The organism is Bartonella sp. DGB2 (assembly GCF_046843095.1).
In the GTDB taxonomy this organism is placed as follows: domain Bacteria; phylum Pseudomonadota; class Alphaproteobacteria; order Rhizobiales; family Rhizobiaceae; genus Bartonella.
This window is the reverse complement of record NZ_CP177329.1, coordinates 148,022-160,922: the sequence shown is the minus strand read 5'-3', so window position 1 is coordinate 160,922 and position 12,901 is coordinate 148,022. Positions and strand designations below refer to the sequence as shown.

General features: G+C 45.9%; 9 protein-coding genes. 7 read left to right on the top strand and 2 right to left on the bottom strand.

The annotated features are described in order from the left end of the window. Positions 1 to 60 precede the first annotated feature (60 nt). On the top strand, positions 61 to 1,749 hold the full coding sequence (locus tag ACK28X_RS10135) for a heparinase II/III family protein (RefSeq protein ID WP_412058836.1): 1,689 nt from the start codon (positions 61 to 63) through the stop codon (positions 1,747 to 1,749). Positions 1,750 to 1,875: 126 nt separating this feature from the next. Here ACK28X_RS10135 and ACK28X_RS10130 read toward each other — a convergent pair whose 3' ends face one another. Further along, positions 1,876 to 3,792 carry a propionyl-CoA synthetase gene (locus ACK28X_RS10130; protein ID WP_412058835.1) on the bottom strand — a complete coding sequence of 639 codons (1,917 nt, stop codon included), beginning with the start codon at positions 3,790 to 3,792 and terminating at the stop codon, positions 1,876 to 1,878. 194 nt (positions 3,793 to 3,986) lie between these two features. On the opposite strand from ACK28X_RS10130, the gene argB reads away from it, so the two are divergent. Further along, positions 3,987 to 4,850, top strand: coding sequence for an acetylglutamate kinase (gene argB, locus ACK28X_RS10125; RefSeq protein ID WP_412058834.1), 864 nt, complete (start codon positions 3,987 to 3,989; stop codon positions 4,848 to 4,850). Between the two features lie 24 nt (positions 4,851 to 4,874). Here argB and leuS read toward each other — a convergent pair whose 3' ends face one another. Further along, entirely contained in the window at positions 4,875 to 7,496 is a 2,622-nt protein-coding gene (gene leuS, locus ACK28X_RS10120) for a leucine--tRNA ligase (RefSeq protein WP_412058833.1), read from the bottom strand. Positions 7,497 to 7,628: 132 nt separating this feature from the next. Between leuS and ACK28X_RS10115 the strand changes: the two genes are divergently transcribed. The 5 genes from ACK28X_RS10115 (at position 7,629) to ACK28X_RS10095 (ending at position 12,882) form a co-directional block, all read left to right on the top strand. Beyond that, positions 7,629 to 8,327, top strand: coding sequence for a YggS family pyridoxal phosphate-dependent enzyme (locus ACK28X_RS10115; RefSeq protein WP_412058832.1), 699 nt, complete (start codon positions 7,629 to 7,631; stop codon positions 8,325 to 8,327). Positions 8,328 to 8,493: 166 nt separating this feature from the next. Beyond that, entirely contained in the window at positions 8,494 to 10,452 is a 1,959-nt protein-coding gene (acs, locus tag ACK28X_RS10110; protein WP_412058831.1) for an acetate--CoA ligase, read from the top strand. A 158-nt stretch (positions 10,453 to 10,610) separates the two neighbouring features. Beyond that, positions 10,611 to 11,270: a cell division ATP-binding protein FtsE gene (ftsE, locus tag ACK28X_RS10105; RefSeq protein ID WP_412058830.1), complete on the top strand. Its 660-nt coding sequence runs from the start codon at positions 10,611 to 10,613 to the stop codon at positions 11,268 to 11,270. Continuing rightward, the gene (locus ACK28X_RS10100; protein WP_412058829.1) at positions 11,263 to 12,219 is read left to right on the top strand and encodes a cell division protein FtsX; all 957 of its coding nucleotides are present in this window, start codon (positions 11,263 to 11,265) and stop codon (positions 12,217 to 12,219) included. The genes ftsE and ACK28X_RS10100 overlap by 8 nt, the downstream gene beginning before the upstream one ends. A gap of 69 nt (positions 12,220 to 12,288) precedes the next feature. Next, positions 12,289 to 12,882 carry a YdcF family protein gene (locus tag ACK28X_RS10095; RefSeq protein WP_412058828.1) on the top strand — a complete coding sequence of 198 codons (594 nt, stop codon included), beginning with the start codon at positions 12,289 to 12,291 and terminating at the stop codon, positions 12,880 to 12,882. The last annotated feature ends 19 nt before the right edge of the window (positions 12,883 to 12,901 follow it).

The window sequence follows — 12,901 nt, the reverse complement described above, 5'->3', positions numbered from 1 at the left end:
TTTTCAGAGAATACCCACAGCCTTTCTCTTTAGGCCTAACCCCATCCCAAAGGTAGTACTGTGGCTATTGCATTACGCAACATTTCGTCACTCAAAGCATCGCCAATAGGTGATACTGTCCATAAATTCTGGCGTATAGCCCGCACAGGGCCTCTATTCCGTTGGCGATTTTCTGGTTTCGCGCCGCAAAGAATCATCGCTCAGCCCATTGATCTGCATCTCCATGATGCCAACCTTGCTCATGAATTTTATCATGGTCGTTTTGCTTTAGCTGGTCGCCTTATTGAAGTGGGGGCCTACTCACCTTTTGAAATCAAAGCGCCAAGCCCTGAATGGGATGCCGCTCTCCATGATCATAGCTGGCTACGCCACATGGACGCCGCTCAAACTGCTTTAGCCACGGCTTATGCCCGCTCTCTCCTAAGTGAATGGCTGGAAAAACACGGCCGACATTTAACTGGTATTGCTTGGCAACCTGCTATCGTCGCCCGTCGCCTTATTAGCTGGTTAAGCCATGCTTCCATGCTTCTTCACAATGCTGGTGGAGACTTTGAACGGCAATTTTTACGCCAACTTGGCTTACACACACGCTTTTTGCGTACTAGCATTCACCGAATGGATGCAAATGAACAACGTCTTATAGCAGCGGCCGCCTTGGCTTTCGCTAGCCTCGCTCTGCCACTTTCCAAAGCCACACGCCACGCTTTTGAAGCCCAACTAGAAACAGAACTTGCACAACAAATCTTTCCTGATGGTGGTCATATTTCGCGTAACCCAGCGGTGTTGGTTACCCTTCTAGCTGATCTCCTTGCTTTGCGCCATTTTTACCAAAGCCAGCACTGTTTACCGCCGCGGGGCTTGCGCGATTCCATTGAGCGCATGCTCCCTGCCTTGCGTTTTTTCCTGCATAAAGATCAAACACTTGCTCATTTCAACGGCGTCGGGCCTCTCCTACCACAAAGGATTAGCACGCTTTTAAAATTAGATGAAACAGGGGGGCAACCTTTTAGTCACGCTCCCCATTCAGGCTATCAACGCTTAGAGACAGCTAACACCATCATCATTGCTGATACAGGCTGTTCGACTGAACGTTCCATCGCTCACCACGCCAACGCTGGATGCTTATCTTTTGAAATGTCCTCTGGTCGCCACCGCTTTATCATCAATACAGGGATTGATCCTTACAGCACACCTAGTCATCGCCATTTAGGCCGCCTCACCGCTGCCCATTCCACCGCCAGCTTAAATGATACATCTATAGGACAATTCATACAAAGAGCTGGTCACCCCGAAAAAGTAATGGCTTATGGCCCTACGAGGGTAGACGTAAAACGAATCGATGGAAGAGACAGACTAGGCTTTATAGCCCAACATAATGGCTATGAACCTACCTTCCAACTGTTGCATGAACGTGGCCTTATCTTATGCCATAATGGGGATGTGATTGAAGGATTTGATCGTTTTTATCACCAAGAGAACCAACGCCTCCCTGATGATGGCCGCCACCACGTGGCTGTTCGCTTTCACCTTCATCCAGACATTTACATAAGTCGCGATGGCCGCGGCCTCCTCCTTACCGCCCCTAATGGCGATATCTGGAATTTTATATGTTCCGATGTCTCGCCCCAAATCGAAGACTCACTAACCTTGGCTCACTTAGAAGGACCAAAACGTTGCCAACAAATCGTCCTCTACTTTCGCCCCGCTTTACATGAAAAGATTCGTTGGCGCTTGACACGCTTAAGCTAGCTGTTAATCACCTAAATACTAATTTAACAAAGTCTTCCCAAGACAAACCTACTCTGCCCCCCTTAAATATAAGGAGGGCTTTGTAAAATTTCACAGCACATTCAGATGTACATGAGTAAAGTTATTTCAGCCAAGCCCACGCTCACTCAATCGCTTATTGATATGATCCAACGTCGTAGGATCTTCAATAGTACTTGGCGCAGTCCATTCTTCATGATCAGCGATTTTACGCATAATCCCACGTAAGATCTTGCCCGAACGGGTTTTCGGTAATTTATCCACCGTAATCGTCTGCTTAAAAGCAGCAACGGGTCCTATAATTTCACGAATCCGTGCCACACACTCTTTTTCAATAGTAGCGCGGTCGCGATGAACACCTTGCTTGAGCACAATAAAACCACACGGCGCTTGCCCTTTCAAAGAATCGTGGACCCCAATTACAGCACACTCCGCTACATCTTGATGGCCTGCGATTACCTCCTCCATAGCTCCCGTTGATAGGCGATGTCCCGCTACATTGATAATATCATCGGTACGGCTCATAACAAAAACATAACCATCTTCATCAATATAACCTGCATCCGAAGAATTATAATAGCCAGGGAAACGCTCAAGATAAGTTTTTTTAAACTGTTCATCTGCATTCCAAAGGCTTGGTAGGCAACCAGGGGGTAAAGGCAACTTAAAAACAAGATTACCAAATTCGCCTGCTGACAATTTTTCGCCCTTATCATTTACCACGGCCAATTCATAGCCAGGCATCGCCACACTGGGTGACCCATGTTTAACCGGCAATAATTGCGTGCCTATAGGATTTGCCGCCACTGGCCAACCCGTCTCTGTCTGCCACCAATTATCAATCACAGGCAGATTAAAAAGCCCCTCCACCCATTGCAATGTGTCTGGATCTGCCCGTTCACCAGCCACAAATAAAGCAGTCAAATTTTTACAAGGATAGCGTTTGGCTAAAACCCCTTCTGGATCCTCGCGCTTGATGGCTCGAAAAGCTGTAGGCGCCGTAAAAAAAGAACGCACTTTGTATTCATCACACAAACGCCAAAAAGCACCCGCATCTGGAGTTCCAACAGGCTTTCCTTCATAAAGAACCGTACTTGCTCCTGCCAAAAGCGGGCCATAGATAATATAAGAATGCCCAACAACCCAGCCAACATCAGATGCTGAAAACATCACATCACCTTGACGAATATTAAAAACAGCACCTATCGACCAAGCCAAAGCTACCATATAGCCCCCGACATCACGCACCACGCCCTTAGGCTTACCCGTAGTACCTGAAGTATAAAGTATATAAAGCGGATCCGTTGCCGCAACAGGTACACACGGAACCCGCCGGCCACGATAATCACGCAAAATTTTTGCAAAATCAAAATCCCGTCCTGGCTTCAATGTAAAGAACCCTTCTGGTTTTTCGGTAGTAATCGGTCGTTCGTGGATAATACAGCGATCTACCTTATGGCGGGCAATCTCTAATGCCTGATTCACCATAGCTTGATAGGGTACAATACGATTAGGCTCAATACCACAAGAACCAGCGATCACCAGCTTAGGCGTACAATCATCAATCCTAACCGCCAATTCTGTAGCCGCAAACCCTCCAAATACGATTGAATGGATAGCGCCTAAACGTGCACACGCCATCACCGCTACAATGACCTGTGGAACCATCGGCATATAGATCAAAACGCGATCGCCCTTTTGAATGCCAAAATCTTGCATAAAGGCCGCCAAAGCTTCAACATCATCCAATAATTGTTGATAAGTAATGGCGCGTTTACCATTGCTCATTGGGCTATCATAATAAACAGCCACTTGATCGCCACGCCCTGCTTTTACATGGCGATCCAGAGCATTATGGCACATATTTGTCTCACCGCCTACAAACCAGCGGCCATACACCCCTTTTTCGGAATCGAAAACCTTATCGTAAAGCTTAAACCAATCAATAGTTTTTGCCGCTTCATTCCAAAAGGCTTCAGGATTTTTTTGCCAGCCTTCATAGAGCTCTTGATAAGTGCTTGTCATTATATCCTCCTATATATATATATTTTAAAACTAATCATTACCTACCAAGTTGCTTTTGTCTAGAAAAACTTTAGAAAAATTATCTAAATTTTACTCTATACAAAAAGAAAATAAGATTTAATTTCAACTACAAATAAACTATCTATCTTATCAACGACGAAGGCTAACAACATAAATGATCAGGATGTTTTATCATGAACGGCAATGCGCAAATGCAAGCGGATCTTTTATCGGCCGCTTTGCCCTATATGCAAAAATATGAGCAAAAAACTGTAGTAGTAAAATATGGCGGCCACGCCATGGGTGACCCAATCATTGGCCAAGCCTTTGCCCGTGATATCGCACTTTTAAAACAATCCGGCATAAACCCAATTGTCGTCCATGGGGGAGGGCCCCAAATCGCCCATACTCTTACGCAAATGGGCATTCAATCTAAATTTTCCCACGGTTTACGCATTACAGATTCACAAACGATTCAAATCGTTGAAATGGTCTTAGCAGGTGCTATCAATAAAAAAATCGTTGCTATGATCAATACCGAGGGCGAATGGGCTATCGGCTTATGCGGCAAAGATGGTAATATGGTATTTGCCCAAAAACATCCACCAGAACCTCCAGAAAATATAGACCTTGGCTTTGTAGGCGTACCAATTAGCGTTGATCGACGTTTACTAGATCTATTAGCCAATTCAGCTTTGATCCCCGTCATTGCTCCCATTGCGCCGGGTCGCGATGGCCACACCTATAACATCAATGCAGATATTTTTGCGGGTGCTATTGCTGGTGCGGTTCAAGCTAAGCGCTTATTATTCCTTACTGATGTAGAAGGAGTCCTTGATAAAGAGGGACGCCTTATCAAAGAACTTACCGCCGATGAAGCACGTGCCTTGATCAAAGATGGTACCATTTCTGGCGGCATGATCCCCAAAGTCCAAACCTGCCTTAAAGCCATTGAAACAGGTACTGAAGGTGTTGTTATCCTTAACGGTAAAACGCCCCACGCAGTTTTACTCGAACTTTTTACTGAACAAGGAGTGGGCACCCTCATGTTACCCTAGCCTTTCCGCCGCTCAAGCAACCTATTAGAGCACAATATTCACAATCCGTCCTGGGACAATTATCAGCTTTTTAGGCTCTTTCCCTGCCAATTGCGCTTTGACAAAATCTAAAGCTAAAACAGCTTCTTTCAGCTCATCTTGAGGTACATCACGTTCAATAGTTAAATCACCACGCTTTTTCCCATTAATCTGTATCGGTAGAGTGATTTCTTCATCTACTACCAAACGCGCTTCAAATACTGGCCATGCTTGATTCACAAGAAGCCCACCGCCCCCCAAAGCTTGGTAACACTCTTCTGCTAAATGGGGCATAATGGGTGCTACCATAATGATGAAAAAATCCATCGCTTGCCGCAATGATACCTGCTCACTAAGCGATAAATCGCGCACCTTTTGTAAAAATGGTGCTAATTTATTTAGCATTTCATAAAGACGTGCTACGGCGCGATTAAAGGCGAGTTTTTCAAAGTCGTCCCCCACTAAAGCTAAAGTCTTATGGGCGATTTTTGAAATCTCCAAAGCTTTTCCCTCCTGCCCAGCTTGGGCGGATACGAACTGCAAAACATCGCGCGCTCCTTGAATCAGTCGCCAGACACGTTGCACAAAACGGTATGCCCCTTCAACTCCCGCTTCGGTCCAAATTACATCCCGCTCAGGCGGAGAATCCGACAATGCAAACCAACGCGCCGTATCAGCTCCATAACTCATGATGATGTCGCTTGGATCGACTACATTCTTTTTTGACTTTGACATTTTTTCAATTGGTCCAATCACCACAGGGCTTTGATCAGCTAAGAGCCAGGCTTTACGAACACCATCCTTTTCCTCAACCGCCACCTCAGCGGGTGTCACATAACCTTGATCGGTGCGATAAGTTTCATGCACCACCATGCCTTGAGTAAAGAGGCCCTTAAAGGGTTCTTCTAAGCCCACATAACCAGTCAGCTTCATCGCGCGGGTAAAAAACCGCGCATACAGAAGATGTAAAATTGCATGTTCAATCCCACCGATATATTGATTAACTGGCAACCACTCATCTGCCGCGGTTCGATCGGTAGGACCTTCAGCATTGGGATTTGTAAAGCGCGCAAAATACCATGAAGAATCCACAAATGTATCCATCGTATCGGTTTCACGTCGTGCTTGTCGGCCACATTTTGGGCAAGCCACCTGTTTCCAAGTAGGGTGGTGGTCAAGAGGGTTGCCAGGACGCTCAAAAGTGACATCCTCAGGTAATTGCACCGGCAGAGTACTTTTTTGCACAGGCACAACCCCGCAATGATCGCAATGAATCATTGGGATAGGACACCCCCAATAACGCTGACGAGAAATGCCCCAATCGCGCAAGCGATAATGAGTATAGCGTTTTGCTACTGGTCTGCCCGCCAAGTTTTGCGTTTCTAAGCGCTGTATCACCGCTTCAAAGGCTTCTTTGGGGGTCAATCCGTCTAAAAAATCAGAATGAAACAATACACCATCGCCGCTATAGGCCCCTGTGGTGATTGCAAAATCATTCCCTGCATCAAGCGGGCGCACCACAGGGGTAACCGGCAAATTATATTTCAAAGCAAAGTCTAAATCACGTTGATCATGGGCTGGACAACCAAAAATTGCTCCCGTACCATAATCCATTAAGACAAAATTAGCCACATAGACCGGAAGGGTTTGTCCTTTGATCAAAGGGTGAGTCACGCATAAGCCTGTATCAAAACCTCGTTTTTCCGCTGTTTCAAAATCGGCTGTAGCCGTTGTAGTTTTTTGACAATCTTCTATAAAATCCTGCAAACTCGAATTGGCAGTAGCGCAAGCAAGCGCCAAAGGGTGATCTGCAGCAATCGCAATAAAGGCCGCACCAAATAACGTATCTGGACGCGTCGAATAGCATTCAATTATCGCTTGTTTTTCCAGAGATGATGGAATAGATTCAGCACCCGCTAAAGCAAAACGTAAAAGCGCTCCCTCCGATTTACCCATCCAGTTTTTCTGCATAATCCTTACTTTTTCTGGCCAATGAGGTAACGCATCCAAAGCGCTAAGGAGGTCTTCGCTAAAATCGCTAATCTTAAAAAACCATTGCGTTAATTGCCGCTGTTCCACCAAAGCGCCCGAGCGCCAACCGCGCCCATCGACCACTTGCTCATTGGCCAAAACGGTTTGATCAACTGGATCCCAATTAACCTTAGAAGTCTTACGATAGATCAAACCCTTTTCATACATATCAAGGAATAAAGCTTGCTGGTGGCGATAATATTCCACATCACAGGTAGCAAATTCGCGCGACCAATCAAGAGACAAACCAATTGATTGTAATTGCGCCCGCATAGAATTAATATGTTGGTAAGTCCAGATTTTGGGATGAATCTTGCGCTCCATAGCTGCATTCTCAGCTGGCATACCAAAAGCATCCCACCCCATAGGATGCAGAACATTATACCCCTTCGCCCGCTTATAGCGCGCCAATACATCTCCCATAGCGTAATTACGGACATGACCCATATGAATCCGCCCCGAAGGATAGGGAAACATTTCTAATACGTAATATTTCTCGCGCGGATCATCATTTTTGGTGATAAAAACTTCTTGGTCACGCCAGATGCTCTGCCATTTTGGTTCACTAACGCGTGGATTATAACGTTCAAAACTCATGCCTATACTCTTGAAAAATCAGGGCCAAAATTCTATCCTGCATCCTAGCATACCCTTTTTGCCTTTTCTATCCCCATTAAACCCCGCCCGAGCACGCTTGCAAACGGCCAATAACCTGAAATCACCGCAAATATGATACAATCTATGCCTCCTACCTGCGACCTTCTTAATTATTACAAGGTTCAAGCCATTATAGACAAGGCCGCCCAAGAGGCTCAACGCCCCAAGAACGCTATCTCCCTTATTGCAGTCAGCAAACATTTTAATCAACAGGCCATCCTACCGCTTCTCAAAGCGGGGCATCGCGCCTTTGGCGAAAATAAGGTTCAAGAAGCCGCAGCCAAATGGCCCGCTTTGCGCACTCAATTTCCTGATTTACGCCTCCATCTCATCGGTGCCCTCCAATCCAATAAAGCCGCGCAAGCCGTACAGATTTTTGATGTCATCCACACCCTTGATCGGCCAAAAATTGCTCAAGCATTGGCCAAGGAAATGCAACGTCAAGGTCGATACCTACCCTGCTTCATTGAGATCAATTGCGGGCGGGAGCCTCAAAAAGCTGGTATCAACCCCGAAGAGTTAGGCGAATTTTTACACTATTGTCGCATCAAGTGCGGCCTAAATATTATCGGCCTCATGACTATCCCACCGGCTCATCATAACCCAGGGCCCTATTTTGCCTTGTGTCAAAGCTTGGGCAAAAAATATGGGCTTGAACATCTTTCCATGGGCATGTCAAACGATTTTCCAGAAGCCATAACCTTTGGAGCAAGCTTTGTACGTGTTGGAAGCGCCATTTTTGGCCCCCGCTCCCCCGGGCACCAAAACTAATTGCCTTCCCGCCATCCCTTATTAAAATGCACGCTACAACATGGACAATTTTATAAAAATAACATAAGATCAATTGCATATATTCCCCTCTGTGCATCAAAATTAAGCAAATTTTGCTAAAGATAATAAAGTTTCAAATGGGGGATTCTAAATAATGGAGGAAATAATGTCAGATAAACTCTACCCCATACCAGCCAGTCTTGCCCAGAAAGCGCTTATTGACCATAAAACCTACCAGCATTATTACAAGCAAAGCATTGATAATCCAGAAGGTTTTTGGGGTGAACAAGCAAAACGTATTGATTGGTTTACTCCCTTTACGCGGGTAAAGAACACAAACTTTACAGGCGATGTTTCAATAAAATGGTTTGAAGATGGTATAACCAACGTCGCCTATAACTGTATTGATCGTCACCTCCCAGCCCGTGGTGATCAAGTCGCTCTTATTTGGGAAGGCGACAACCCCTATTTTGATAAAAAAATTACCTATAAAATGCTCTATGAAGAGGTTTGCCGCTTTAGCAATATATTGAAAGCATATGGCGTAAAAAAAGGCGATCGCGTCACCATCTACCTGCCGATGATCCCTGAAGCTGCCTATGCTATGCTAGCTTGCGCGCGCATTGGAGCAATTCATTCAGTAGTCTTTGCAGGCTTTTCGCCCGAAGCTTTGGCTGGACGGATTGTCGATTGCCAGTCCGATTTTTTAATCACTGCCGATCAAGGCATCCGCGGTAGCAAGCCCATCAATCTCAAACACAATAGCGATAAAGCCATTGAAATCGCCCGCACCCAAGGTATGGACGTACGTCACCTTCTGGTAGTACGCCGCGCCACCGCAGCAATTGATTGGTACGAGGGGCGCGATATCTGCTATTTTGAAGCTCGTGCGCAAGCAGCAAGCGATTGCCCACCAGAGCCAATGAATGCGGAAGATCCACTCTTTATTCTCTATACTTCAGGCTCAACTGGAAAACCAAAAGGGGTTTTACACACTACAGGCGGCTACCTTGTTTACGTCTCTCTTACTCATGAATATGTATTTGATTACCGGCCAGGAGAAATCTTCTGGTGTACGGCCGATGTAGGCTGGGTAACGGGTCACTCCTATATTATCTATGGCCCTCTTTGTAATGGGGCGACAAGCCTTATGTTTGAGGGTGTGCCTAATTTCCCCGATGCAGGTCGCTTCTGGCAAATCGTTGAAAAACACCAGGTCAATAGCCTTTACACAGCACCCACTGCCATCCGAGCTCTTATGGGGATGGGAGACAAATTTGTTACCCGATCAAACCGGAGCTCTTTGCGGCTTTTAGGCACCGTCGGGGAACCAATCAACCCTGAAGCTTGGGAGTGGTATTACCATGTAGTGGGCGAAGGGCGTTGTCCTATTGTCGACACTTGGTGGCAAACAGAAACTGGCGGCCATATGATTACCCCCCTGCCAGGCGCCATGGCTTTAAAACCTGGATCAGCTTGTTTGCCCTTCTTTGGTATTAAACCGCAATTACTTGATAGTGAAGGGAACCTGATTGAAGGAGCGGGTGAAGGCAATCTATGCATTGCCGATTCTTGGCCAGGCCAAATGCGCACCGTTTATGGTGACCATGAACGATTTATCCAAACCTATTTTTCTACCTATAAAGGTAAATATTTCACAGGAGATGGCTGTCGTCGCGATGAAGATGGCTATTATTGGATCACAGGCCGAGTGGATGATGTATTAAATATTTCTGGCCACCGCCTAGGTACAGCTGAAGTAGAATCAGCCTTCGTATCCCACCCCGCGGTCGCCGAAGCCGCAGTGGTAGGCTATCCTCACCCCATCAAGGGACAAGGGCTCTATTGCTATATCACCCTGATGCACCACTATGAATCAAATCCCACTCTGAAAGAAGAGCTTATCCAGCACGTACGAGCGGAAATCGGCCCCATAGCGACCCCTGATAAAATCCAATTCACCAGCGGGCTACCTAAAACACGCTCTGGGAAAATCATGCGAAGGATCTTACGCAAAATTGCCGAAGATGACTACGAAAACCTCGGCGATATATCTACCCTCGCTGAGCCACAAGTGGTTGAAAGCCTTATTGATAACCGTCTCAATAAGAAGGACGCTACTTAAAAATCATCAAGCTCTCCGCCCTACCCTCGTGAGGGTAGGGCTTGACACTGATGCGCCCCTCCGCCATTCTATTCAATGCTGAAGTTTTCTCTCAACACCGCTGCTACTTCAGATCAGATCAATAGGGATCGCTAGCGTTATATGGCAGGAAAAACTGGGTGATTCGGTTTGAAAATGTTGGCCTGCGTTATGGCATGGGGCCTGAAGTTTTACGGGATGTGTGCTTTCATATTCCACCGCGTTCTTTTCAATTCTTGACTGGCCCATCGGGGGCGGGCAAAACCTCACTCTTGCGTTTAATGTTTATGGCAGCCAAGCCTACCCGCGGCCTTATCAACATTATGGGGCACGAAACAGCGCTTTTATCAGCGCGACAAATTCCTGCTTTGCGCCAACGTATTGGCATTGTCTTTCAGGACTTCCGGCTCCTTGATCATCTCACCACCTACGAAAATATCGCCCTACCTCTGCGCGTTAAAGGCCAAGAGGAAGCACGCTATCGTGCTGAAGTAGAGGAGCTGATGCATTGGGTAGGGCTTGGCGAACACATGCACATAATGCCGCCATTCTTATCGGGGGGTGAAAAGCAACGCGCAGCCATTGCCCGAGCGCTTATTGATCGTCCTGAAATCCTTTTAGCTGATGAACCAACTGGCAATGTGGACCCACCACTCGCTCGACGCCTTTTACGCCTTTTTGTAGAGCTCAACCGCTTTGGCACTGCAGTCATCATTGCTACCCATGATATTACCCTTATGGAACAAGTGGTTGCACGGCGCATGGTGCTTAATGGAGGAAGGCTAGAAATTTATGATTAAATTCCAGCCATTACTTAAAAATTCTTTTAGAAAAGGGCGCGCTCCTATCGTACCAAAAGGCGGCGTAGTAGGGCGCGCTTTAACCATTATTATCGCTATAATGACTTTTCTTTCAGCGCTTACCTCAGGCGGCGTTGATCTTGTACGCTCCTCCACAGATCATTGGCAGAACCAAATAAACCGCGAAGCCACCGTACAGATTCGGCCGCAGGCAGGCCAAGATATGGAAGCCAATCTCGCCAAAGCCGCTCATCTAATCAGCCAATTTCAGGGAGTTAAAAGCGCCAATATCATTGATGAAGCCGCAACGAAACGCCTATTATCCCCTTGGCTTGGTGATGCCATTCAATGGGACGCCCTTCCCTTGCCTCGCATAATTGTAGTGAAATTTTCTAATCGCTCTGCGGTAGATTTCTCTCTTTTGCGCAATACCGTTATTAACAAAGTTCCTGGCGCTAGCTTTAATGACCACCAAAAAGCGGTTGAACGACTCTTACTCATGGCTCAAGCCACTGTTTGGATAGGACTCATCATTTTAAGCCTTGTTCTAACCGCCCTTGTTTTAACTATCATTTTCGCAACCCGTAGTGCACTTGCCACCAACATTCATATTGTTGAGGTTCTACACTTTATCGGTGCAGAAGCTCATGTTATCGCTAGGCAGTTTGATTGGCATTTTTTTGTCACCGGCTTGCGGGGCTCTCTATGGGGCGGCGGCCTGGCCATTCTTTTCTTCTGGGCGTTTTCCAGTTGGGAAACATATCATTCTAGCATGCCAGAAGCCGAACAATTAAGAGCGCTCTTTGGACGCTTTTCATTGGATATATCTACTTATGGCAAGATTTTTGCTTTAGCTCTTTTCGTAGCCCTTCTCACTATGCTTACAAGTCGATTAGCGATTATCTGCCATCTTAAAAGCATAAATCAGCATGAAAGCGATTTATTTTAGGTCGTAAAGGATAAAGTGCAGTTGAAGATAAATATATTTCCATTAAAAAAGCAGTGCAATTTTTTTTACATGCGGATTTTTTTGAAGACTTTAAGTGTGAGTGTAATCTTATTCCTCATAGGTTTTGGGTATTTTAGCTATAAAATTAAAACTATGGATATCCCTGCTTCCCTGCTCAAAACTGATGGCGTTATTGTCTTAACAGGAGCAGAAAGGCGTATCGCCACGGGGCTTTTACTTCTTAAATCAGGACGTAGCAAACATTTACTCATCAGTGGAGTGAATAAAACCACAAACCGCAACACTTTGCGTCAAAGCTTTCCACAAAATACCTCTCTTTTTAAATGCTGTATAGACCTAGGCTGGGAAGCTACCAATACCCGCGGTAACGCGCAAGAAAGCGCAACATGGCTAAAAAGCCACCACTATCACCGAGTCTACCTCGTAACCCATGATTATCATATGCCACGAGCTTTATATGAGTTGCATCGCCTGACCCCAGAGGTTGAATTTATCGCTTATCCCGTTCATAATACCTCAAACAAAGGGGGGGCATGGAATCAATGGCGACTTTTAATTTCAGAATACATAAAATTTTTGGGGAGTGTTGCCTGGGGATCCATCTCCAACCTATGGGATAGAATATCTTCAAGCGCCATATAATAAAACTCTCTTATCAAAA